The organism is Kitasatospora sp. NBC_01539 (assembly GCF_045040525.1).
Classification (GTDB): Bacteria; Actinomycetota; Actinomycetes; order Streptomycetales; family Streptomycetaceae; genus Kitasatospora.
The window spans coordinates 760,697-784,646 of record NZ_CP109390.1 but is presented as its reverse complement, the minus strand read 5'-3'; the positions used below and the strand labels follow the sequence as shown (position 1 = coordinate 784,646).

At 73.0% G+C, this 23,950-nt stretch carries 16 protein-coding genes; 13 read left to right on the top strand and 3 right to left on the bottom strand.

Features of this window, described 5'->3' with window-relative positions; genetic code table 11:
• Positions 1 to 211: 211 nt before the first annotated feature.
• From OG335_RS03355 to pulA, 5 genes are all read left to right on the top strand, one after another.
• Entirely contained in the window at positions 212 to 1,489 is a 1,278-nt protein-coding gene (locus tag OG335_RS03355; protein WP_405009459.1) for an extracellular solute-binding protein, read from the top strand.
• A gap of 152 nt (positions 1,490 to 1,641) precedes the next feature.
• A complete protein-coding gene (locus tag OG335_RS03350; RefSeq protein ID WP_405009458.1) occupies positions 1,642 to 2,628 on the top strand; it encodes a carbohydrate ABC transporter permease in 987 nt (328 codons plus the stop codon).
• Entirely contained in the window at positions 2,625 to 3,566 is a 942-nt protein-coding gene (locus OG335_RS03345; RefSeq protein ID WP_405009457.1) for a sugar ABC transporter permease, read from the top strand. Before OG335_RS03350 ends, OG335_RS03345 begins: the two co-directional genes overlap by 4 nt.
• Positions 3,567 to 3,657: 91 nt before the next feature.
• The gene (locus tag OG335_RS03340; RefSeq protein WP_405009456.1) at positions 3,658 to 5,397 is read left to right on the top strand and encodes a glycoside hydrolase family 13 protein; all 1,740 of its coding nucleotides are present in this window, start codon (positions 3,658 to 3,660) and stop codon (positions 5,395 to 5,397) included.
• Positions 5,398 to 5,467: 70 nt separating this feature from the next.
• The gene (gene pulA, locus OG335_RS03335) at positions 5,468 to 8,815 is read left to right on the top strand and encodes a pullulanase-type alpha-1,6-glucosidase (protein WP_405009455.1); all 3,348 of its coding nucleotides are present in this window, start codon (positions 5,468 to 5,470) and stop codon (positions 8,813 to 8,815) included.
• Positions 8,816 to 8,942: 127 nt separating this feature from the next.
• Here pulA and OG335_RS03330 read toward each other — a convergent pair whose 3' ends face one another.
• Positions 8,943 to 10,349: an AbfB domain-containing protein gene (locus OG335_RS03330; protein ID WP_405009454.1), complete on the bottom strand. Its 1,407-nt coding sequence runs from the start codon at positions 10,347 to 10,349 to the stop codon at positions 8,943 to 8,945.
• 816 nt (positions 10,350 to 11,165) lie between these two features.
• Here OG335_RS03330 and OG335_RS03325 point away from each other — a divergent pair.
• The 5 genes from OG335_RS03325 (at position 11,166) to OG335_RS03305 (ending at position 17,597) form a co-directional block, all read left to right on the top strand.
• On the top strand, positions 11,166 to 12,506 hold the full coding sequence (locus tag OG335_RS03325; protein WP_405009453.1) for a glycoside hydrolase family 43 protein: 1,341 nt from the start codon (positions 11,166 to 11,168) through the stop codon (positions 12,504 to 12,506).
• Between the two features lie 251 nt (positions 12,507 to 12,757).
• The gene (locus tag OG335_RS03320; protein WP_405009452.1) at positions 12,758 to 13,342 is read left to right on the top strand and encodes an HdeD family acid-resistance protein; all 585 of its coding nucleotides are present in this window, start codon (positions 12,758 to 12,760) and stop codon (positions 13,340 to 13,342) included.
• Between the two features lie 158 nt (positions 13,343 to 13,500).
• Positions 13,501 to 14,505, top strand: coding sequence for a 2-hydroxyacid dehydrogenase (locus OG335_RS03315; protein ID WP_405009451.1), 1,005 nt, complete (start codon positions 13,501 to 13,503; stop codon positions 14,503 to 14,505).
• Between the two features lie 295 nt (positions 14,506 to 14,800).
• On the top strand, positions 14,801 to 16,606 hold the full coding sequence (locus tag OG335_RS03310) for a cation:proton antiporter (protein ID WP_405009450.1): 1,806 nt from the start codon (positions 14,801 to 14,803) through the stop codon (positions 16,604 to 16,606).
• Positions 16,607 to 16,631: 25 nt separating this feature from the next.
• On the top strand, positions 16,632 to 17,597 hold the full coding sequence (locus tag OG335_RS03305) for a DUF389 domain-containing protein (RefSeq protein ID WP_405009449.1): 966 nt from the start codon (positions 16,632 to 16,634) through the stop codon (positions 17,595 to 17,597).
• Here the strand turns inward: OG335_RS03305 and OG335_RS03300 are convergent.
• Entirely contained in the window at positions 17,587 to 18,789 is a 1,203-nt protein-coding gene (locus tag OG335_RS03300; protein ID WP_405009448.1) for a hypothetical protein, read from the bottom strand. The two genes, OG335_RS03305 and OG335_RS03300, sit on opposite strands and share 11 nt — an antisense overlap.
• 717 nt (positions 18,790 to 19,506) lie before the next feature.
• Between OG335_RS03300 and OG335_RS03295 the strand changes: the two genes are divergently transcribed.
• Together OG335_RS03295 and OG335_RS03290 are read left to right on the top strand one after the other, a co-directional pair.
• The gene (locus OG335_RS03295; RefSeq protein ID WP_405009447.1) at positions 19,507 to 20,940 is read left to right on the top strand and encodes a DUF2252 domain-containing protein; all 1,434 of its coding nucleotides are present in this window, start codon (positions 19,507 to 19,509) and stop codon (positions 20,938 to 20,940) included.
• Between the two features lie 212 nt (positions 20,941 to 21,152).
• A complete protein-coding gene (locus OG335_RS03290; protein ID WP_405009446.1) occupies positions 21,153 to 22,490 on the top strand; it encodes a chloride channel protein in 1,338 nt (445 codons plus the stop codon).
• A 196-nt stretch (positions 22,491 to 22,686) separates the two neighbouring features.
• On the opposite strand, the gene OG335_RS03285 is transcribed toward OG335_RS03290, so the two are convergent.
• Complete coding sequence (locus OG335_RS03285; protein WP_405009445.1) at positions 22,687 to 23,070, bottom strand: VOC family protein; 384 nt, start codon at positions 23,068 to 23,070, stop codon at positions 22,687 to 22,689.
• 231 nt (positions 23,071 to 23,301) lie between these two features.
• Between OG335_RS03285 and OG335_RS03280 the strand changes: the two genes are divergently transcribed.
• Positions 23,302 to 23,934 (top strand): hypothetical protein, encoded by a 633-nt coding sequence (locus OG335_RS03280; RefSeq protein ID WP_405009444.1) that lies wholly within the window; start codon positions 23,302 to 23,304, stop codon positions 23,932 to 23,934.
• Positions 23,935 to 23,950: the final 16 nt, after the last annotated feature.

Genomic DNA, 23,950 nt, shown 5'->3' with positions numbered 1-23,950 from the left:
AACACCGGCGCGACGGCCCGCCTCGCGGAATCCGGGCAGCACCTGCCCGCCGCGACCGGCGGAGCCCCGCCCACCACCCGGGCCCTCGGTGCAGCATCCGCCGTGCGCACCAAGGGACACCTCGCCCGCTTCCGCCGGACTCCTCCGGCGGCCCGGCGCGACCACCCCCGGATCTCTCCCACCGCACCCCCCACCTCCTCAAGGAGTCACCATGCGACGTGGCATCGCGGCCCTCACGCTGGCAGCGGCGATCACCGTCTCGCTGACCGCCTGCGGCTCGGACGGCAGCTCCGGCGCGGCCGGATCCGGTCCCGTCACCATCACCTGGTGGGACACCTCGGACGCGACCAACGAGGCGCCGACCTTCAAGGTCATGGTGGCCGACTTCGAGAAGGCCAACCCGGACGTCAAGGTCACCTACGTCAACGTCCCCTTCGCCGACGCCCAGAGCAAGTTCCAGACGGCGGCCGGCAGCAAGGGCGCCCCGGACGTCCTGCGGGCCGACGTCGGCTGGACCCCGGCCTTCGCCGAGGCGGGCTACCTGGCACCCCTGGACGGCACGGACGCCGCGAAGGACGCCGCCGCGTTCCAGCCCAACCTCGTCCGGCAGGCCGAGTACCAGGGCAAGCTCTACGGCATCCCCCAGGTCACCGACACCCTGGCGCTGATGTACAACAAGGAGCTCTTCGCCAAGGCCGGGATCACCGCGGCCCCCACCACCTGGGACGAGCTGAAGGCCGACGCCGCAGCGGTCAAGGAGAAGACCGGGGTGGACGGCTTCGCCTTCAACCCGCAGGGCTACTACGCGATGCCGTTCCTGTACGGCGAGGGCACCGACATGATCGACGTCGACGGCAAGAGGATCACCGTCAACTCGCCGGCCGCCGTCAAGGGCATCGACACCCTGAAGGCCCTGGTCGCCTCCCCGGGCGTCGCCAAGCTCGACACCACCAGCAACGGCTACGCCGACGTCATGGACGCCTTCGGCAGCGGCAAGGCCGCCTCCATCGTCCAGGGCCCCTGGGAGAGCGCGAACGTCTTCAAGAGCCAGGCGTTCCTGAAGAACGACAACCTCGGCATCGCCACCCTCCCGGCCGGCTCCGCGGGCAAGGCCGGCGCCCCGCTCGGCGGCCACAACCTCGTCGCCTACGCCGGTTCGGACGCCGCGCACCAGGCCGCCGCGCAGAAGTTCATCGCCTTCATGACCTCGGCCAACTCCCAGGTCTACACCGCGGGCAAGAACTCCACGCTGCCGACCCGCACCGACGCCTACACCCCCGAGGTCACCAGGAACCTCGGCATCGCCGGCTACCAGAAGGTCCTCGCCTCCGGGCAGCCGCGACCCGAACTCGCCCAGTACAGCTCCCTCTACGACCCGCTGGGCACCGAGCTCATCAAGATCCTCTCCGGGCAGGAGAGCACCAAGGCCGGGCTGGACAACGTCGCGGCCGCGGCCAAGAAGCTGATCCCGGACTACGCCACCCGGTGACCCGGGCCCGGCCGGCCGCCCTCTCTGCCGGGGCGGCCGGCCGGCACCGGTGCCACCCCGTCCCGGAGCCGCCCGCTCCGCCGGCCGCGCCCGCGCGGCGAACCGACCGGCGGAGCGGCGCGCAGCTCGCTCCCTGCCTCCCGAGGTGTCAGATGACCGTCGCCGTCCAGGGCGAGACCGCCCGCACCACGCCCCGTACGGGCCTGCTCCACCGCATCAAGCACTCCTACGACCGGTACTGGTACGCGTGGGCGATGTGCCTGCCGGTGGTGCTGGTCCTGGGCGCCGTCGTCGGCTACCCCCTGGTCCAGGGGATCCACCTGAGCTTCACCGACGCCACCAGCCGCAACGTCGGCCGCACCATCGGCGCCAACCACATCCCCGACACCTACCACTGGGTCGGGCTCCGGAACTACACCGACATCCTGACCGGTGCCAACAACCAGTTCTGGCCCCACCTGGTCTGGACGATCGGGTGGACCGTCGCCTGCGTCGCCCTCACCTACGCGATCGGCCTGGCCCTGGCCGTCGTGCTCAACCGCGACATGCGCGCCCGCGGCCTCTACCGGATGCTGCTGATCCTGCCCTGGGCGGTCCCGACCTTCGTGACGATCTTCGCCTGGCGGCTCGTCCTCGCCGACGACGGCGCCGTCAACCAACTGCTCGGCCTGGCCCACATCACCGGCCCGTCCTGGCTCAGCGACCCGCTCGCGCAGAAGGCCGCCGCCGTCGGCGTCAACATCTGGTGCGGCGTGCCGTTCATGATGGTCTCGCTCCTCGGCGGCCTGCAGGCCATCCCGGGCGAACTCCACGAGGCGGCCGAGATGGACGGCGCCACCCCCTGGCAGCGGTTCGTCCACGTCACCCTGCCGGGCCTGCGGCCCGTCAGCAGCACCGTGATCCTGCTCGGCGTCATCTGGACGTTCAACCAGTTCAACGTCATCTTCCTGCTGTTCGGCACCAACAGCGACAGCGTCCAGATCCTGGTGACGTACGCCTACAAGCTCTTCTTCGGCCGGCAACCCCAGGACTACGCCTCCTCGGCCGCCGTCGGCATCCTCTGCCTGTCCCTGCTCGTGGTCTTCACGAGCGTCTACCGCCGCTGGCTCAAGCGCAACGACGAGGGGGTCCTCGCATGACCACCGCGCCCGACACCACACCCACCACCGCGCCCGCCGCGCTCCCCACCACCGCGGCCCCCACCGCCGCGCCCGCCACCGGCCGTGCCGGTGCGGGGCCCCGGCTGCGCGGCCGGCGCCGGAGGTCGTCGTCCGTCACCCTGCACGGCGGCCTCACCGTCATGGCGTTCGTCGCGGCGTTCCCGGTGCTCTGGATCGCCTTCATCTCCCTGGGCGCAGGCAAGTTCGACTACCAGCACCCCGGCCGCATCCTCCACCACCCCTCGCTGGCGAACTACGGCCACGTCCTGACCGACACCGACTTCGGCACCTGGATGCTGAACTCGGTCGTCGTGGCGCTCGGCACCACCGCCGTCGGCGTCCTCATCGCGGCGAGCGCCGGCTACGCCGTCTCCCGGATGCGCTTCCCGGGCCGCGGCTCGCTGATGTACACCTTCCTGCTCACCCAGATGTTCCCCGTCGCCGTCCTGATGGTGCCGCTCTACAAGATCATGGCGGGCCTCCAACTGCTCGACACCTACAGCGGCCTGATCCTGATCTACTGCTCCACCGCGGTGCCGTACTGCGCCTGGCTGCTCAAGGGCTACTTCGACACCATCCCGCAGGAGATCGACGAGGCCGGCCGCATCGACGGGCTGTCGCCGTTCGGCACGTTCTGGCGCCTGGTCGTCCCGCTCGCCCGCCCCGGCCTCTCCGTCGCGGCGTTCTACACCTTCATCACCGCGTGGGGCGAAGTCGCCTACGCCTCGCACTTCATGCTCTCCGAGGACAAGTACACCCTCGCCGTCGGACTGCAGACCTACGTCAGCCAGTTCAACTCGCAGTGGAACTACATGGCCGCCACCTCGGTGCTCATCGCCGTACCCGCCGGCCTGGTCTTCTACGTCGTGCAGAAGCACCTGGTGGCCGGCCTGACCGCCGGCGGCACCAAGGGCTGAACCCCGCCCGCCCGGGCGGACGGTACGCCGCACCTCCTGATCGTCACCCACCGTTGCCGAGGCGCCACGCGCCGCCGTCGTGAGGACACCCATGACCCAGCATCCCGCCACAACCGACCGGCCAGTCGACGCCACCGCCGGGGCCGCCGACGCCACCGCCGGGGCCGCGCGCAGAGCCGACTGGTGGCGTGACGCGGTCATCTACCAGGTGTATCCGCGGAGTTTCGCCGACGCGAACGGCGACGGCATGGGGGACCTCCCGGGCGTCCGGGCCCGCCTTCCGCACCTGCGCGACCTCGGCGTCGACGCGGTCTGGCTGTCGCCGTTCTACGCCTCCCCGCAGGCCGACGCGGGCTACGACGTCGCCGACTACCGCGCCGTCGACCCGATGTTCGGCACCCTCACCGACGCGACTGACCTGATCCGCGACGCCCACGCCCTGGGCCTGCGGATCATCGTCGACCTGGTGCCCAACCACTCCTCCGACCGGCACGAGTGGTTCCGGCGTGCGCTGGACGAAGGACCGGGCTCGCCGCTGCGCGAGCGGTACCACTTCCGCCCCGGGCAGGGCGCCGACGGTGAACTGCCCCCCAACGACTGGGAGTCCGTCTTCGGCGGCCCGGCCTGGACCCGCACCACCGACCCGGACGGCACCCCCGGCGACTGGTACCTGCACCTCTTCGCCCCCGAGCAGCCCGACTTCAACTGGGAGAACCGGGCCGTCGCCGACGAGTTCCGATCCGTCCTGCGGTTCTGGCTCGACCAGGGCGTCGACGGCTTCCGCATCGACGTCGCCCACGGCCTCGTCAAGGCCCCTGGCCTGCCCGACCTCGGCACCCACGACCCGATGAAGCTGCTCGGCACCGGCGCCACCCCCTGCTTCGACCAGGACGGCGTGCACGCGATCTACCGCGAGTGGCGCCGGATCCTCGACGAGTACCCGGGCGAGCGGATCGGCGTCGCCGAGGCCTGGACGCCCACCGCCCGGCGCACCGCCAACTACGTCCGCCCGGACGAGCTGCACCAGGCGTTCAACTTCCAGTACCTCGCCTGCTCCTGGGAGGCCGAGGCGCTGCGCGAGGTCATCGACGAGTCGCTGGAGGCGATGCGCCCGGTCGGCGCGCCCACCACCTGGGTGCTCTCCAACCACGACGTCACCCGGCACGCCACCCGCTTCGCCAACGAGCCGGGCCTGGGCACCCAGATCCGCACCGCCGGCGACCGGGAGCTCGGCCTGCGCCGCGCCCGGGCCGCCAGCCTGCTGATGCTCGCGCTGCCCGGCTCCGCGTACATCTACCAGGGCGAGGAGCTCGGCCTGCCGGACGTCACCGACCTGCCCGACGAGGTCCGCCAGGACCCGTCGTACTTCCGGGCGGCCGGCCAGGACGGCTTCCGCGACGGCTGCCGCGTGCCGATCCCGTGGTCGGGCACCGAGGCCCCGTACGGCTTCGGTCCGACCCCCGGCGGGCCGTCCTGGCTGCCGCAGCCCGCCGAGTGGGCGCAGCTCAGCGTCGAGGCGCAGACCGGCGACCCCACCTCCACCCTGGAGCTCTACCGCTCCGCGATCGCCTACCGCCGCCGGCACACCGCACTCGGCGGCGCCGACAACCTCCGGTGGCTCGACTCGCCCGCGGGCGTCCTGAGCTTCGAGCGCACCGCCGCGGACGGCGCCGTCCTGCGCTGCACCGTCAACCTCACCGCCGAACCGGTCACCATCCCCACCCCGGGCGAACTCGCCCTCGCCAGCGCGCCGCTGGCCGCGGACGGCCCCCGCAGCGGCCCGCACACCGTGCTGCCCGCCGACACCACCGCCTGGTGGACCATCCGTTGAGCCCCCTTCCCGGCGGCGCCCGCCCAGCGCCCGCCGCCGCCCCACACCCGTCGCGACACGAAGAGGTGCCATGACCCCCCGCCCCGCCTCCGCGCACAGATCCCGCCGCGCCCGCCAGGCCGTCGCCACCGCCGTCGTCCTCACCGCCGCCGGCCTGGCCCCCGTCCCCGCCCTGGCCGCCGACCGGGCGGCCACGCCGTCCGCCGTCGCCGTGGCCGGCGACCTCGACCACCTGCTCGGCTGTCCCGGAGACTGGTCCCCCGACTGCGACCAGGCCCAGATGACCCGCCGCCCCGACGGCATCTGGCAGCTCTCGGCGCACCTGCCCGCCGGCGCCTACTCCTACAAGGCCGCCCTGGAGAAGAGCTGGGACGTCAACTACGGCCTGAACGCGGCACCGGGCGGTGCCAACATTCCGCTCGCAGTCCCGGCCGCGGGCGTGGACGTCACCTTCCTCTACGACCCCGCCACCCACTGGATCACCGACACGCTCAACACCGCCGTCGTCACCGCCACCGGCGACTTCCTGGACGAACTCGGCTGCACCGCCGACGCCGTGGACTGCCTGTCGGCCTGGCTCACCGACCCCGACGGTGACGGCCTGGCCACCTTCACCACCACCGCGCTGCCCGCGGGCGGCTACCACGCCAGGGCCGCCCTCGGACTGCCCGCCGCCCCCGTCGACGGCACCGACACCGCCTTCACCGTCGCGAAGACCGGCGACGCCACCACCTTCAGCTACACCGCGTCCTCCCGCGTCCTCAGCGTCTACGCCGGGCAGCCCAAGCCCAGCCTCGCACCCCGGTCCGCGTACTGGCTCACCCCCGACACCATCGCCTGGGACCTCGGCGCCACCGCCGCCACCGCCAGGACCTTCCAGCTCGCCACCGCCCCCGACGGCGGTCTCACCGCTGCGGGCACCGGCATCACCGGCGGCACCGGCATCCCGCTGACCCGCGACCCCAAGGGCCTGCCCGCCGCCCTCAAGGTGAAGTTTCCGCACCTCGCGAAGCTCACCGCACTACACGTCCCGCGCGAATGGGCCGCCAAGGCCAAGCAGTTGGTCAAAGGCCAGAGCGCGGTGGCCGCGCTCGACGCCACCGGGAACCTCACCACGGCGACCGGCCTGCAGACCGCCGGCGTACTCGACAGCCTCTACGCCGCCAAGGCCGCCCACGCCGAACTCGGCCCCGTCTTCCACGGAAAGAGGCCGACGCTCTCCCTGTGGGCACCCACCGCGCAGTCCGTCACCGTCGAGCTGTACGACACCGCCACCTCCGCCGCCGCCCGCACCGTCCCCCTGACCCTCGACGAGGCCACCGGGGTCTGGTCGGTGGAGGGCGACAGGAGCTGGAACGGCACGTACTACCGCTACCAGGTCAGGGTCTGGGCCCCCAGCGTGCTGAGGACCGTCACCAACACCGTCACCGACCCCTACTCCCTCGCCCTGTCGGCGGACTCCCGGCGCAGCCAGATCGTCGACCTCGACGACGCCACGCTGACGCCGCCCGGCTGGGACGACACCGCGTCGCCGAAGGCGATCACCGCCGGACAGCAGCAGATCCAGGAACTCCACATCCGTGACTTCTCGGCCGCGGACACCGCCCTGCCCGCCGACGAACGCGGCACCTACCTCGCCTTCACCGACCCGGATTCGGCCGGCATGAAGCACCTCGAGGACCTCGTCGCCGCCGGCGTCACCACCGTGCAGATCCTGCCGGCCTTCGACTTCGCCGGCACCGCCGAGAAGCGCGCCGACCAGACCACCCCCGGATGCGACCTGCCCGGCATGGCGCCCGACTCCGACCAGCAGCAGGCCTGCATCACCGGCACCCAGGCCGCCGACGCCTACAACTGGGGCTACAACCCCTTCCACTTCACCGTTCCCGAGGGCTCCTACGCCACCACCCCCGACGGCGGCGCCCGCACCGTCCAGTTCCGCGCGATGGTGCAGGCCCTCCACCAGGCCGGACTGCGCGTCGTCATGGACGTCGTCTACAACCACACCGCGGCCGCCGGCCAGGACCCCGACTCCGTACTCGACCGGGTCGTCCCCGGCTACTACCAGCGCCAGGACGCCAACGGCACCGTCACCCGCGACAGTTGCTGCGCCGACACCGCACCCGAGAACGCGATGATGAACAAGCTCGTCGTCGACTCCGTCACCACGTGGGCCAAGCAGTACCACGTCGACGGCTTCCGCTTCGACCTGATGGGCCTCGACCCCAAGCAGACCGTGCTCGACGTCAAGGACTCGCTGAGCGGACTGACCCTGCGCCGCGACGGCATCGACGGCAAGGCCACCACCCTCTACGGCGAGGGCTGGAACTACGGCGTCGTCGCGGACGACGCCCGCTTCGTGCAGGCCACCCAGGCCAACATGGCCGGCACCGGCATCGGCACCTTCAACGACCGCCTGCGCGACGGAGTCCGCGGCGGCGGCCCCTCCGACACCGACCCGCGCGAACAGGGCTTCGCCACCGGGCAGTTCACCGACCCCAACGGCGCACCCCTCAACGGCACCCCGCAGCAGCAGAAGGCCGACCTGCTCCACGACATGGACCTCGTCAAGCTCGGCCTCACCGGCAACCTCGCCGACTACACCTTCACCACCTCCGACGGCACCCGCCGCAAGGGCTCCGGCATCGACTACAACGGCACGCCCGCCGGCTACACCGCCGCCCCCGGCGAAGCCGTCACCTACGTCGACGCCCACGACAACCTCGCCCTGTACGACAGCCTCGCGCACAAGCTGCCCGCCGGCACCACCCCCGCCGAACGCGCCCGCCTGCAGGCCCTCGCCCTCGCCACCGGTACCCTCTCCCAGGGGCCCGGCATGGTGCAGGCCGGCACCGACCTGCTCCGCTCCAAGTCGCTGGACGGCAACTCCTACGACAGCGGCGACTGGTTCAACGCCATCCACTGGGACTGCAGTCAGGGCAACGGCTTCGGCCACGGCCTCCCGCTCGGCGGCCAGAGCGCCTGGAGCTACGCCAAGCCGCTGCTCGCCGATCCGGCGCTCGTCCCGAGCTGCACCGACACCGCGAGCACCAGCGCCCAGTACCAGCAGTTCCTGCGGATCAAGCGCTCCACCCCGCTGTTCTCCCTCACCACGGCCAGGGCCGTCCAGCAGCGCCTGACCTTCCCCCTCTCCGGCACCCCCGGCGAGGTCCCCGGCGTCATCACCGAACACCTCGACGGCCGCGGTCTGGGCACCTACACCTCCGTCACCGTCGTCTACAACGCCACCTCCACCTCCCGGACCCAGACCCTGCCCGGTCTCGCCGGCAGCCGCCAGACGCTCCACCCGGTGCAGCTGAACGGCACCGACCCGGTCGTCCGGCAGGCCGCGTACGACCGGGCCACCGGCACCTTCACCGTGCCGGCCCACACCGTCGCCGTCTTCGTCCAGCCGTAGCACCGGCCGCCCGGCCCCCCCCGGACGACCCGGCCGCGGGCCCGCCTCCGCCACCCGTACACGCGGGTGCGGAGGCGGGCCCGCGGCGTTCGGGCGGGGCCGGGCGGCGGCCGGCGGGCGCAGGCGGTCAGCTGGTGACCAGGAACGTCGCGTCCGCGCGGTCCGTGGCGGGGGACGCGGCGGACAGCGGGTCGATGCGCAGCTGGAAGTCGGCGTGGCGCAGGTACCGGTCGGGGTAGTTGTGCGAGTAGTACGACACCGCGCCGGAGCTCGCGAGGCCCGCCGTGCGGTGGAAGGTGGCGTCGGCGGCGAACTGCGCGGTGGAGTCGTTCGCGTTCAGCACGACGGCGAACCCGCTGTGCCGCAGGTAGCGTCCGGGGAAGTTGACCGACTCGAAGGAGACGCCCGTGCCGTCGGCCAGGCCGGGGACGATCTTCCACTCCGCGTCGAGGTACGGGTCGAACGGGAACGCGTCGATGCGGCCGGTGAAGTTGCTGTGCCGTACGAAGTCGCCCGGGTAGTTGTAGGACTTCAGCCGGTTCCAGGCGGGCGTGCCCCAGGTCGTCTTCAGCGCGGCCATCTCGGTGGCGGTGATCGGCGTGATGGTGCCGTGCTTGGAGTTGACCGGCTGGGTGTAGGTGCGCTGGTCGGCGGCGGTCCAGACGCCTCCGTCGATGGCGGAGGTCTGCCAGGCGTAGAAGAGGCCGTTGGGGGTGTAGGTGTCCCCCCAGAGCGTCCAGCCGTTGCCGGTCAGGGACTTCACGAGGATCGGCGCCTCGGTGCCGCCGTGGGCGATCGGACCGGTGTAGGTGGTGGTGTTGAACGAACCGGCCGCGAGCGAGGTGGACTTGGCCCCGTAGAGCTCGTTGCCCTTCTTGTAGTAGAGGTAGTTGGTGCCGCTGCCGCCCACCACGACGTCGGCGTCGATGATGCCGAAGCCCGGGTCGAAGTACGTCACCGGTGCGCTGAACGTGGTGAAGTCGGTGGTGTAGTCGGCCATGATGACGTCGCGCGTGCCGTTGTTGGCGGAGTAGATCAGCGCGTACTGGCCCCGGCCGGCGTCCCAGAACGCCTCCGGCGCCCAGGCGTGCGTGGTGGCCATCGAATGGACCTTCACCCGACGGTAGTTGGTGAAGCTCCGCAGGTCCGTGGAGTCCCAGACGTGGATGTACTGGTTGGTCTGGGAGAAGTCCGTGCCCGCGAGATCGGTGGCCATGACGGTGAAGGTGCCGTCCTGCTTGCGCAGGATGAACGGGTCGCGCAGGCCCTTCGTGCCCGCGGTCGGGGTGACGACCGGCGCGTTCTGGTTGAGCGGGGTCCATTCGAGGCCGTCGCTGCTCACCGCGAGGTGGAGGCCGTAGTTGTTGCCGAGCCCTTGGTTCGACTCGGTGAAGTACCCCATGACGTAACCGCTGTACGCCGTCGCGGCGTTGGCCGCGGGCACGGGGGTGGCGAGGGGGGCCGCGACGAGCGCGGCGACGAGGGCCGGGAGGAGTCGGGTGATGCGTGCGGTCGTGGGGCGGTATCGGTGCACGGGTGGGGTGTCCTCACTGCTGCGGCCGGTGGGGGCGTGCCGGCTCGGGGCGGGTGGTGTCGACGGTGGTGCCGCACGGTGCCGTTGCCGCCGCCGTCGGAGTGGTGGAGGGCATGCAGGTCAGGCGGGCCGAGTGTGCCCACAGGCCCGATCTTGCTTGCTGCACCGGGAGTTGGGGTGGCAGGTGCAGGCGGCGCCGGTCGGGGTGCGGCGCGCCGGGTCGTATTGTTAGCGCTCACAAACGGTGTGTCAAGACATTGCGCAGAGGTCGGGCCGCCCCGGACGGGCTGAGGTGGTGTGGCCGGCGCATGCGGCAACCACACAGTGGGGGAGTGGTGTTGGGAACCCCATGGGACTGGAGGAGTGGACCGCGGGGTGAGTCCCCTGGCCTGTGGCGGAGCCCGTTCCGGTGGTGCTCGACGGCCTGCGGTGGAGCGCCGGACCGTGCCCGCCGCAACGGGCGCGGGATGAACGAGACGTGTGGGCAAGCGCTTGACGCCGTCCGGTCGCCGGACCACACTCACTCACAGCCGTTTGTTAACGCAAACAGATCGTCGGTGCCGCCCGTACCCCCCGTACCCCCGCGCGGCCGGACATCGGACTCCCGTGCCCGACCGGACCGGGCCGGGCCGCAGCCTTGCCTTCACGCCCGGCCCGGCCGCATCCCCGCCGACTGCCCTTCCATCCAGCGCCGGTGATCGGAAGCGCCGTCGCGGGCACGGCGCCGAGCGGCCGTTCAGGCCCCGCCGCACACCCCCACCCCCAGGGAAGACCATGAACGCTCGTACCCCGTCCCGCCGGACCCTCCTCCGGGCGATGACAGTCCTGCCGGCCTCGGCCTTCCTGGCCGCCGAGCTGCCCGTGCTGGCCGGCACCGCCCGGGCCGCCGCCCCGGCGGCGGGTTCCGCCGACCGGTACACCGTCGTGGCGTTCACCAACGCCAGTGACGCGACGGTCAACGTCTACCAGTCGGACGACGCCACCGACTTCCGCCTGCTCAAGAGCGCCGCCTACACGCCGCCCGCCGACCGGATCCGCGACGCGAGCGTCTTCAGGCACACCGACGGCGCCTACTACCTCACCTACACCACCCACACCTGGCAGGACGCCAGCACCACCATCGGCTTCGCCCGCAGCACCGACCGGACCACCTGGACACACCTCTACGACCACACCGTGCCGATCGCCGACCTGTCGCGCGCCTGGGCGCCCGAGTGGTTCGTCGACACGGACGGCTCGGTCAACGTCGTGGTCTCCTGCTCGGTCACCAGCGACGAGTGGAACTTCACCCCCTACCTGCTGCGGGCCACCACCTCCGCCCTCACCGCCTGGACGGCGCCGACGGCGCTCGCGGGCATCGGCCCCAACCACATCGACACCTTCATCGTGAAGATCGGGTCGACCTACCACGCCTTCACCAAGAACGAGACGACCAAGTACATCGAGTACGCCACCGCGACGTCCCTCGCGGGGCCCTACACCATCAGGAAGACCGGCGACTGGGCGGGCTGGGGCAGCTACCGCGAAGGCCCCGCCCTGGTGAAGCTCGACAACGGCGGCTGGCGCCTCTTCTTCGACGGCTACGGAGCGGGCCAGTACTACTTCAGCGACAGCTACGACACCTTCACCACCTGGTCGGCGCCGCAGGCGCTGCCGGGCATCTCGGGCACGGCCCGCCACTTCACCGTCCTCCGGGAGCAGGTCACCGCGAGCGCCGTGCTCACCGCCGGCACCACGCGGTCGCTGCAGTCGGTGAACTTCCCGACCCGGCACTGGCAGAACCAGTCGGGCCTGCTGAACCTCCCGGTGGTCGGCTCGTCCAGCGCGGCCGCGGAGCGGCAGGCGTCGACGTTCTCCGTCGTGGCGGGCCTCGCCGACGGCAACGCCTTCTCCTTCCGGGACTCCGCCGGCAACTACCTGCGGCACTACGGCTTCCGCGCCCGGTTCGACCCGAACGACGGCACGTCCACCTTCGCCGGCGACGCCACCTTCGTTCCCCGCGCCGGCACCATCGTGGGCAGCGTGCGCCTGGAGTCCTACAACTACCCGGGCCGCTACCTGCGCCACAGCAGCTACCAACTGCGGGTCGACCCGGCCGACGGCAGCGACCTCTTCCGCAGCGACACCAGCTTCGCGCCCGTCACCGCGCTGGCCTGACACCCGCCGCCACCGGGCCGGCGCGGGGTCCGGCCCGTCGGCCGGATTTCGGGCAGCCCGGTCCGTACTCCGCCCGCCCGCGGCACCCCGACGCCCCGGGCGGGCGGCACCCCGCCCGGGTCCGTCCCCGCCCGGGCGTCCATCGCCCGAACGGGTGGTGATGCCCCACGGCGCCGGAGGGGCGACACTTCCTGTGAAGGGGTAGGGCGTTCCGCCCCCGGCAAGCCCCTGGCACGTGAGGGAGTCGAGCCGTGACAACACCTCTCGGAACCACCCCGGCGGACCCGCAGGACTGGCTCGCAGGACTCGGCAGGTCATGGTGGTGGGCGCTGGGATTCGGCGTGCTGACCATCGTCGCCGGCGTCGTCATGCTCAGCTGGCCCGAGGAGACCGCCCGGGTGGTCGCGATCATCATCGGCCTGCAGCTGCTCGTCGCCGGCGGGGTCCGCTTCGTGACCGCCTTCACCCAGGACGACTCGGCCGGCGCACGCGTGCTGCACGTCGTGCTCTCCCTGCTGGCCGTCCTCGCCGGTGTGCTCTGCCTCCGGCACCAGCTGCAGACGGTCGGTTTCCTCGCCCTCATCGTCGGCGCCTACTGGCTGCTGGCCGGCATCCTGACGCTGTTCGTCGCGCTCGGGTCCCGCGGGGCACCCGGCCGCGGCCTCGCCGTCTTCCTCGGCGCACTCGGGGTCATCGCCGGTATCGTCGTCCTCGCCTACCCGGTCGAGTCCGCGGTGGCCCTGGCCCGGCTTCTCGGGCTGTGGCTGCTCCTGCTGGGCCTCTTCGAGGTGGTGGCGTCCTTCGTCCTCCGCAGCGCCGTACGGCAGCGCACCTGACCGCCACCCCGAGTGCAGGGCGCCCGCGCGGTGCCCTGCACTCGGGCACCGCGCCCGGCAGGAAGGCCGCGCAGGGGCCGCGCAGGGCTCGGACAGAAGGCCGGGCAGGTCGGCGGCCGTCGATTGCCGTGGCGCCCGCAGGCTGATGAGATCACCTCATGAGCCCCGTGAGCCCGACGAACCCGACCGGCCCCGTCGACCCCGCAGGGTCCGGCGGTGCCGCCTCTGGCGGGGCGCCCGCCAGGATCCTGCTCCCGTACCCGCCCGACCGGCTCGGCGGCCTCCCCGGGCTGCGGGTGGAGGTCTGGGACGGTGCCACGGAGCCGCCACCCGCGTCGGTGCTCCGCGAGGTCGAGTTCTTCGTCGTCCCCTACACCCGGGCGGCCGCCGCGCTGCCGCTGCTGGAGCGGATGCCCCGGCTGCGGGTGCTGCAGAGCCTGTCGGCGGGCGTCGACGACCTCCGGCCGTTCGTCCCGCCCGGCGTGACGCTCTGCAACGCCCGGGGTGTCCACGACGCCAGCACCGCCGAACTCGCCGTGACGCTGCTGCTGGCGGCGCTCAGAGGGGTGCCCGGCTTCGTCCGGGCGCAGGACGCCGGTGAGTGGCGGGGCGGCTCGTTCCCGTCGCTCGCCGACCGTACCGTGCTGCTCGTCGGGCACGGTTCGATCGGCGCGGCCGTCGAGGAGCGACTCGTCCCGTTCGAGTGCGACATCCTGCGGGTGGCCCGCAGCGCCCGTACGGCCGCCCGGGGGCCGGTGCACGCGTTCTCCGAGCTGCCCGGCCTGCTGCCCCGGGCCGACGTGGTGGTGCTGACGGTGCCGCTCACCGCGGAGACCCGCGGTCTCGTGGACGCCCGGTTCCTCGCCGCGATGCGGGACGAGGCCCTGCTGGTCAACGTGGCGCGGGGCGCGGTGGTCGACACCGGGGCGCTGCTCGCCGAACTCGGCCGCGGCCGGCTCTCCGCGGCCCTCGACGTCACGGACCCGGAGCCGCTGCCCGCGGGGCATCCGCTCTGGAGCGCCCCGCGCACGCTGATCAGCCCGCACGTGGGCGGCAACAGCTCGGCGTTCCTCCCGCGGGCGCTGCGCCTGCTCCGCACCCAGCTGGACCGCTACGCGGCCGGCGAGGCGCTGGACAACGTGGTGGTCGGGCCCGGCGTCTGACCGGCCCGCACGCACGCCGCGCCACCTGGTCCCACCTGCCGCGTCGCGTCGCGCCGTGCCGTGCCGTGCCGCGCCGCGTTGCGCCGTCCGGGGGACATCGCCGCCCGGTGCGGGCGGGCCGGGCGAGCCGCCGCCCCGGTGGCGGCGGTTCCCGGCGATGGTGGTCCCCCGGTACCGGCCCTCGGCGTACGAGGGACGAGCGGCGACGGGAGACAGCAGTGACCGCAGGGGCGGGCTCGACGGCCGTCGGCACGGACGTGCCGGCCGGTGGACCGCATCCCGGGGAGGGACGCCCGTGACCGCCGACGACGTACTCGCCGGTGTGGGGATCATCGTCGTCCTGGCGGTCGGGTGCCAGCTGCTGGCGAGCCGTCTGCGCGTGCCGGCCCTGCTCCTCCTCCTGCCCGCGGGCTTCACCGCGGGCGCGCTCACCGACGACGTCAACCCGCAGCTGCTCCTCGGCGAGGCCTTCTCCCCGCTGGTCTCGCTGGCCGTGGCCGTGATCCTCTACGACGCCGGGCTCGGCCTCGACCTGAAGCGGCTCACCGGGCACAACCGGCGCGTCGTCATCAGGCTGCTCTGGCTCGGCACCCTGCTGACCTGGGCGTCGGCGGCGCTGTTCGCCGTGCCCGTGCTCGACATGTCGAAGCGGGCGGCCGTCATGCTGGGCGCGATCCTGGTGGTGTCGGGGCCCACGGTGGTGGGGCCGCTGCTCAACTTCGTCCGCCCGTCCGAGCGGCTGCAGCGCATCCTGATCTGGGAGGGCTCGCTCATCGACCCGGTCGGCGGCATCCTCGGTGCACTGGTCTTCCACGCGGTGACCAGCTCCGACCACGAGGGTCTGGCGCGGCAGGCCGGGGCGTTCTGGATCAGCGCCGGGGTGGGACTGGCCGGGGGAGCGGTGGGCGCGTGGGTGCTGTGGGAACTGCTCCGGCGGCTGCGGCTCGGTGAGGTGCTCGGCACGACGGTGCAGTTCGCCGCAGTGGTCGGGGTGGCGGCCGCGTGCGACGCCTTCCGCGACGACACGGGCCTGATCGCCGCCGTGGTGATGGGGATGGCGATGGCCAACCTCCCGGGAGTGGACATCCCCGCCCGCAGGCCGTTCTTCGAGACGCTGGTCTCGCTGATCATCGGCCTGCTGTTCGTCTCCATCTCGGCCACCGTCACCCCGGCCTCGCTGCGGCACGTGGTGCTGCCCACGCTCGCCCTGGTGGCCGTGCTCGTCCTCGTCACCAGGCCGCTGGTGGCGCACCTGGCGGCGCTCCGCACGGACGTCCCGCGCGGCGAGCGGTGGTTCGTCGGGTGGATGGCGCCGCGCGGCATCGTCGCCGCCGCCACGGCGTCGACGTTCTCCGTCACCCTCGTCGACCGGGGCATCGTCGGCGCCGAGCGGATCCTCCCGGCGACGTTCGTCGTGATCGTGGCCACCGTCATGCTGTACGGCCTCACGGCCTACCCGGCCGCCCGCCGGCTCGGGGTGCTCCGTCCTGCGCGGTCGCGGCCGCTGCTGGTGGGCGGCGACCCGTGGGTCGTCGACCTGGGCCGCGCGCTGCGTTCGGCCGGGCTGGACGTGCTGATGTGGGCGGGAGCCGACGACCAGCGCACGCAGATCGAGCAGGCCGGGCTGGAGCTCGCGGCCGGCGAGCTCCTCGCGGCCGCGTCCGGCGCCGGCGCCGAGCTGGAGGGCATCACCGGTGTCCTGCTCCTCACCCAGGAGGACGACTTCAACGCGCTCGCCGCGATGACGCTGCGGGAGAGCGTGGAGGGGCCCGTCCACCGCCTGGGCCCGCCCGCCGACAGCAAGGGCGTGGTGGCGCGCTTCACCGGGGGTGACGCGCTGTTCGACGCGGGACTGACCCGCCCCGAACTGGTCCGCCGGTACGCGTCCGGGGCGCGGATCGTCACCCACCGGGTCGACGGCGCCCTGCCGGCCCGGCACGAACTGCTGTTCCTCGTCCGCCCGGACGGCAGCCTCGTCCCGGTCACCGTGACCCGGGTGCCGACCCCGCAGGCCGGGGACACCGTGGTGCTGCTGAGCCCCGCCCCGGACGCCGCGCCCGTACCCACGCCCGGGGCGTCCGCAGGAGGGACGCCGTCGTGAGGGCCGGCTCGCGGGGAGGCTCCGTATGGACATGATCCACGTCCGTGCGGTGAGTCCGCCGGACCTCACCGACCGGGTGGTCGGCCTCCTCGCGGGTGATCCCTGCGTGCTCAACCTGATCGTGTCGCCCGGCGCCGCCCGCAACCCGGACGGTGACGCGATCGCCTGCGACGTCCTGACCGGCGCGGCGAACGAGGTGCTGAAGTCGCTGCGCGCGGTGCACCTGGACCGCCGCGGCTCCATCGTCATCGAGCCGGTGGACATCGCGTTCTCCGGGCGGGCCGCCGAGATCGGCTCGCGCCGCCTCGGACCGCTCACCCGCGCGCCGGTCTGGGAGCAGGTCGAGGCGAGGATCCGCGCCGAGGGCACGTACGCGCCGAGCTTCTTCCTCTACCTCGTCATCGCCGGGCTGATCGGATCGGTCGGCATCGTCACCAACTCCCAGATCCTCATCGTCGCCGCCATGGTCGTCGGCCCCGAGTACGGGGCGATCGTCAGCATCGCGCTGGGCATCGACCGCGGTGACCGTCCGCGGGTCCGGCGGGGCTTCCTCGCGCTGGGCCTCGGCTTCGCCCTGGCGATCACGGCCACGTTCGCCTTCAGCGTGCTGATCCGGGCCTTCGGGCTGCAGTCCCAGGCGTTCGACATCGGGCTGCGGCCCGTGTCCAACCTGATCAACACACCGAACTTCTTCTCCGTGGCGGTGGCGACCCTGGCCGGGATCGTCGGCATCGTGTCGCTCACCGAGGCCCGCACGAGCGCCCTGCTCGGCGTGTTCATCTCGGTCACGACGATCCCGGCCGCCGCGGACATCGGCGTGTCCGTCGCCTTCACCAGCTGGACGGAGGCCCGGGGCTCGCTGATCCAGCTGCTGCTCAACATCGTGGTGCTGATCGTGGTCGGCACCGGGACGCTCCGCTGCCAGCGGGCCATCTGGCGGCGGGTCGGAGCCCGGCGCGACCGCGAGGACCGGGCGAAGCTCAGCGGCTGACCGGAGCGGCGCCGCCCGGCCCCGTCGGCGGGCCCTGCGCGCCCTCCTCCGGTCCGGTGTCGAGGAACTCCCGGACGGCGAAGGCGATCAGCACGATCACGGCGATCCACGTCACCACCGCGGCGGTCGGGTAGCTCCAGGTGAACAGCACGATCGCCGCCACCGCGAGGATCAGGGCGCCGAACCACCGCTTGTAGCGGTGGACGAACCGGCCGGCCGCGCCCAGCCGGAGCCCGAACGAGTAGGCGACCTCCCGCAGCGCGGAGACCGCCCGGCGGCACGCCGTACGGACCGCGACCGCCACCCGCGACGGGCCGATCAGGAAGGCCCCGAGGGCGGTGATCACGGCCAGTGCGCCGACCGCGCGGACGCTCGCCCGCATGAACCGGATGAGCGTGTCGTACACGGTCCCGGCCGCGGCCTGGTTCGCGCCCGGCGGCAGGTGGTCGAGGTAGAACGCCCGGAACACCGTGAGGACGACCCCGACGAGCAGCATCGCGAGGGCCACGCCGACGGCGGCCCCGACGAGCGCCCGGCGCCGGTTGACGGCCAGGAAGACGCCCGCCGCGGCGACCAGCACCGTGATGATCGGCAGCCAGGTGCCGAGGATCTCCAGCAGGCGGAAGTACGACTTGACCTTGCCGATGTCCTTCGAGGCGAACACGACGAACTGGGTGTGCACCTCGGGGATCTTGGCCGCGACCCCGAGCCCGGAGCTCACCAGCTGGTCCTTCACCTGCGCCACCAGGGGGCCGATGTCGATGGCGACCTGGTTGTTCTCCAGCGAGACGACGCCGCCGCCCTCGCCGGTCAGCGCCTTGTCGACGGCGCTGTGCCCGGCGCGGTTCGCGTCGGTCCAGATCTTCTCGAAGGCGCTGCTGGAGACGACCTTGTGGACGGTGGAGTTCACCAGCTCGGTCAGGCCGCTGGTGATCGGGCCGCTCAGACCGTTGATCAGGGTGGAGGCCTCCGCCGGCACCCCCTGCTGCGCCGCGGCGTCGGACAACTGCTTGACCAGCGCCTTGACGTCGATCTGCTCCAGTACCGCGGAGGTGACGCGTGCGCTGACCGCGTCCTGCACGTCCGGGTCCGAGGCGAGCGGGGCGACCGTGGCGACGTACCGGTCGGTGTCGCCGACGAAGCTGCTCGTCCACACGGCGATGACGGACAGCAGCGCGAGGAGGGAGGCCACGACGATCAGGACGGTGGAGCCGGTGGTCCGCCAGAAGTGGTGACGCCGGTGGTGCGGGGCCGATTTCTCCAGCAGGGCGATCCGCTGCTTCAGTTCCTCGACCTCCCCCGGCCCGCCGGCCGGCGGCGGCGTCGGCGCCGCGGCCGGAACCGCCGGTGCCGCTGCCGCCGGTGCTGCTGCTGCGGCTGTCGGGGTCTCAGCTGTGGGGGCGGGCGTGGGTGTGGGTGGTGCCGGAGGCGGCGTCGGGGCCGGCGCCGGTGACGACCCGCCGGGCGGGGTCTTCGCGGGACCGCCCGTAGGCGGCCCGGAGGGCGAGGCGCCGTCGGGCGCCGACCCCTCTGCGGGGGGCGTGCCGTCCGGGTCGGCCGGCTCCGCCCCTGACTCGTTCGAGGCCATCGCGCTCTCCCTGGGTCGATGGCCGTCCGCCGCCACGACGGGCGGCGGACGGCTGATTCGCCTTCCCAGGAGATACTCCGGCGCGTCCGCCCACCACCGGGGCGGCGTGTCCGGGTGGTGCTGCCGCCGCCCGCCGACCGCTGCCGGGGCCACCCGTGTCGGCAATGCCGGAACCGGTGCCGTCCGTGATGATGGTGCTGCGAGCACCCCGCCCGTCCCGGCCACGACGTTCTCACGGCGGGCCGGTGCAGCGTCACCGACGGGCCCCGGCAGGTGCCCTGGAGGCCGCGGCCACGGCCGTGCGGCAGTCTGGAGACCCCGATGGCAGAGAAATCCGGTGCGGCGATCCGCGCGGTGCCCGGCGAGACCCCGGAGCAGCGGACGGCCCGCGGCAGGGCGGCCCGCCGCGCCGTACCCCGTTCGGCTCACGCCGAGTACCGGCCCCCGGCCGACCGCCCGGACCCGCTGGACATCCTCGAAGCCCAGTCGGCCACCCGGGTGCCCGAGCTGGTACCGATCCGCTACGGGCGGATGACCGAGTCGCCGTTCCGCTTCTACCGCGGCGCGGCGGCGATCATGGCCTCCGACCTGGCCGGCACCCCCGACTCCGGCATCCGCGCCCAACTCTGCGGCGACGCACACCTGCTGAACTTCCGCCTGCTGGCGTCACCCGAACGGAACCTGCTGTTCGACATCAACGACTTCGACGAGACGCTGCCCGGCCCCTGGGAGTGGGACGTCAAGCGGCTCGCGACCAGCTTCGTCATCGCCGGCCGGGCCAACGACTTCGACGACGCCGAACGCGCCGACATCGTGCAGGCCGCCGTACGGGCGTACCGCGAGGCGATGACCCGCTTCGCCGGGATGCGCAACCTCGACGTCTGGTACGCCCGGATCGACGCGGAGCGGCTCCAGGACCTGGCGGCCGGACGCCTCGCCAAGCGGGGCCGGAAGGCGCTGGCGAAGACGATGGCCAAGGCCCGTACCCGCGACAGCCTGCAGGCCTTCGAGAAGCTCACCGAGACGGTCGGCGGGCAGCTGCGGATCGCGGCGGACCCGCCGCTGCTCACACCGATCGGGGACCTGCTGCCCGACGTCGAACGCAGCGCGCTGGAGGGCGAGCTGAAGAAGCTCGTCACGCGCTACGGCCGCACGCTGGCCTCCGACCGGCGCACCCTCCTGGACGACTACCGCCTGGTCGACGTGGCGCGCAAGGTCGTCGGCGTCGGCAGCGTCGGCACCCGCTGCTGGATCTTCCTCATGCTGGGCCGTGACGGCGGCGACCCGCTCCTGCTGCAGGCCAAGGAGGCGGGCCCCTCGGTGCTCGCCCCCCACGTCGGCGCCAGCGTGTACAAGAACCAGGGCGAGCGCGTCGTCTCCGGCCAGCGGCTGATGCAGGCCGCCAGCGACATCTTCCTCGGCTGGGAGCACGTCGACGGCATCGACGGCAGGCGCCGCGACTTCTACGTCCGGCAGCTGCGCGACTGGAAGGGCATCGCCCAGCCCGAACTGATGGTGCCGCAGGGCATGCACGCGTTCGGCGAGATCTGCGGTGCCACGCTCGCCCGGGCGCACGCGCGCTCCGGCGACCGGATCGCCATCGCCGGGTACCTCGGCGGCGGCGAGGCCTTCGACCGGGCGCTCGCCGTCTTCGGGGAGAGCTACGCCGACCAGAACGAGCGCGACCACCGGACACTGGTCGACGCCGTCCGGGACGGCCGTCTGCCCGCCGTGGCCGACCCGGCCGCCTCCTGAGCGGCCCGCCCGGGTGGGCCTGCCCTGATGGCCCCCCGCCGGTCCGCCCGATCTCCGGTCCGCCCGATCTCCGGTCCGCCCGATCTCCGGGACGACGGCTGCCGCCTGGAACGACCGGTGATGGATCGGGACACCAGGCATGACACCACGGGCCGACGGCCCACCGGCGCCCGTGCGGCGCCCCGGATCGAGTGCTGAGGAGGCGGTGCGCAATGCCGGACGGACCCGGCGGACGGCCCGAGACGGCCGCCAAGGACCCGTACGCGCTCGTCCGGACCCGCGGCTACGTCATCGTGCTCGTGGTGGCGGCGGTGCTGGGCGTGCCGGTGTCGGCGGCGGCGTTCGGCTTCCTCGCCCTCGTCTCCGAACTCCAGTCGCTCGTCTACACCGACCTGCCGAAGGGCCTGGGCTTCGACGGCACCCCGTCGTGGTGGGCGGTGCCGCTGCTCGCCATCGCCGGACTACTGGTCGCCCTGACCATCCGCCACCTGCCCGGCACCGCCGGGCACAAGCCCGCGGAAGGACTGGTCGCCACCGGCCAGACCCGGCCGGTCGACCTCCCCGGCATCGCCCTGGCGGCACTGACCACCCTCAGCCTCGGCGCGGTGCTGGGGCCCGAGGCGCCGCTCATCGCCCTCGGCAGCGGGCTGGCCATCGGAGCCGTCCGCCTGGCCAAGCGCGACTTCCCGAAGGAAGGCGCCGAGGTCGTGGGCGTCGCCGGGAGCTTCGCCGCCGTCAGCACCCTGCTCGGCTCGCCCCTGATCGGAGCCTTCCTCCTCATGGAGGCGTCCGGTATCGGCGGCGCCATGCTCGGGATGGTCCTGGTGCCGGGCCTGCTCGCGGCCGGCATCGGCGCACTCATCTTCACCGGCCTCGGCTCGTGGACCGGGCTGGGCACCTACTCACTCGGCCTCGGCGACGTGCCCCACGCAAGCCGGCCCGACCTCGCCGGGTTCGGCTGGGCCCTCGTCATCGGCATCGCCGCCGCCCTCGTGGGTACGGCGATCCACCGGGTCGCCCTCGTCCTGCAGGACCGGGTCGATCGCCGACGCGTCGTGGGCACCGTGCTGGCCGGCGTGGTCGTCGGCCTGATCGCCCTCGTGTACGCGGAAGGCACCGGCAACGACATCTCCGAGGTGCTCTACTCCGGGCAGGACCAGCTCGCACCCCTGATCTCGGCGAGCACCGGCTACTCGGCCGTCACCCTCGCCGTGCTCACCGCCTGCAAGGCACTCGCCTACGCCGTCACGATGAGCGGATTCCGGGGCGGCCCCGTCTTCCCGGCGCTGTTCGCTGGCGCCGCCGGCGGACTCGCGCTCTCCCACCTGCCCGGCCTGGGCACCACGGCCGGACTGGCGATGGGCATCGGCGCGATGTGCGTGGCCATGCTGAAGCTCCCCCTGACCTCGGTGCTGCTCGCCACCCTCCTCATCGGGTCGGACGGCGTCACCGTCGTGCCGCTGGTCATCGTCGCCGTGGTGGTCTCGTACGTGCTCGTGCTGCGCCTCACTCCGAAGCCGGTCGCGGCCCGCGCCGAGCAACCGGCGTAGGAGCGCAGCGCCAATCCGACACCGACCGGCTCGGAGGCCGGATAGCTCGGATACCGGATGGCTCGGGCACCGACCGGCTCGGACACCGAGGTAAGTGGGCACCGAGGTAAGTGGACATCGAACGGCTCGGGCACCGAGGGAAGCCTGCACCGAACGGCTCGGGCACCGAACGGTTCGGTGCAGGCTCGTGCAGGGATCAGATGGGCTTGAGCCGGGTGCGCAGGAGGCAGAATTCGTTGCCTTCCGGGTCGGTCAGGACGTACCAGCTCTCGGTGCCGGTCTGGCCGACGTCGGCGTGCCTGGCGCCGAGGGCGAGCAGCCGCTCCAACTCGGCGTCCTGGTCGCGGTCGGTGGCGTTGACGTCGATGTGCAGCCGGAGCTTCCCGGCCCGCGGGTCGCTGCTGGGGCTGAGGATCAGGGTGGGCTGCGGGCCGCCGAAGCCGACGTCAGGTGGCCCGATCTCGATGCTTCCGTCGTCCTCCCGGCCGAGTTCGACGTAGCCGAGGACCCGGCTCCAGAACGCGGCGAGCCGGTCGGGGTCGGCGGCGTCGATGACCAGCTCACTGATGCGGCATGCCATGCCGGTCAGTGTACGTGGACAGCGGGGAGGTCCACCGGGCTCCCGCCGCAAGGTACTTGAGACGACTGCGCCGACCGTCCGCCGACGGCACTGTCGCCAGGTCGACATATTGACGGAGCCGACCGCCCGGAGCCGGGTCGATCCCGGCAGGTCGTCCGGGCCGGGACCACCGCGGGTGCGGCCGGTCCGGGCGCGCGGCAGGAGGGCTGTGGGCCGGGCTAGCCTGGCCGGATGGCGATCCACGGCTTCGCGACCACCGAGTTCCAGCTGGTGCTGCTGCGGCGGATGGCCGACTTCCGGCCCGAGCTGGTCGAGCAGGCGGTCGAGCGGCTCGGATCCTCCCGTGCCGCGATGCGGGAGGCGAACAAGCGGTGGCAGGCGATGCTCCGCTCGCCCCGCTTCCCGCACGGCGCGCGCCGCTTCGCCGCGGTGCTCGGCCCGCCGCCCGTCGTCCTGCCGCGCCGCATCGGTGACCTCGACTGCACGGCGCAGCAGTGGCCGTTGCCGCTCTGGCCGGACCTGCGCTTCGAGATCCTGCTCGGCCCGCAGGGCGGCGTCCCCCACGGCGGTGGCCCGCACAGCGGTGGCCCGGCCGGCGGCCCCGTCTGGAACGAGTGGCTGGTGCGCGCCGAGGATGTGCCGCCCCCCGCCGCCACGACGGTCGCCGACCTCGCCCCGTGGAGCCGCGTCGTCGGCGACGTCGCCCTGGCGTTCCCGCCCGCCGTGCTCCGGGAGGGCAGTGCGCCGACCCGGCGGCACCTCGACTTCACCGCGCCCGACTCGGCCGGCACTCCGCGGCCCTGGACGGCCGACTTCACCTGGGGCCTGCTGCAGGAGGTCCGCCCTGGCGGGCCTCCCGACTGACCCTCAGCCCGCGCCG

Coding starts and splice junctions, on each gene's coding strand:
- OG335_RS03345 (WP_405009457.1), top strand. CDS start 2,625: ATGACCACCGCGCCCGACACCACACCCACCACCGCGCCCGCCGCGCTC.
- OG335_RS03290 (WP_405009446.1), top strand. CDS start 21,153: ATGCCGGACGGACCCGGCGGACGGCCCGAGACGGCCGCCAAGGACCCG.
- OG335_RS03305 (WP_405009449.1), top strand. CDS start 16,632: ATGGACATGATCCACGTCCGTGCGGTGAGTCCGCCGGACCTCACCGAC.
- OG335_RS03280 (WP_405009444.1), top strand. CDS start 23,302: ATGGCGATCCACGGCTTCGCGACCACCGAGTTCCAGCTGGTGCTGCTG.
- OG335_RS03295 (WP_405009447.1), top strand. CDS start 19,507: ATGGCAGAGAAATCCGGTGCGGCGATCCGCGCGGTGCCCGGCGAGACC.
- OG335_RS03315 (WP_405009451.1), top strand. CDS start 13,501: ATGAGCCCCGTGAGCCCGACGAACCCGACCGGCCCCGTCGACCCCGCA.
- pulA (WP_405009455.1), top strand. CDS start 5,468: ATGACCCCCCGCCCCGCCTCCGCGCACAGATCCCGCCGCGCCCGCCAG.
- OG335_RS03355 (WP_405009459.1), top strand. CDS start 212: ATGCGACGTGGCATCGCGGCCCTCACGCTGGCAGCGGCGATCACCGTC.
- OG335_RS03285 (WP_405009445.1), bottom strand. CDS start 23,070: ATGGCATGCCGCATCAGTGAGCTGGTCATCGACGCCGCCGACCCCGAC.
- OG335_RS03350 (WP_405009458.1), top strand. CDS start 1,642: ATGACCGTCGCCGTCCAGGGCGAGACCGCCCGCACCACGCCCCGTACG.
- OG335_RS03325 (WP_405009453.1), top strand. CDS start 11,166: ATGACAGTCCTGCCGGCCTCGGCCTTCCTGGCCGCCGAGCTGCCCGTG.
- OG335_RS03340 (WP_405009456.1), top strand. CDS start 3,658: ATGACCCAGCATCCCGCCACAACCGACCGGCCAGTCGACGCCACCGCC.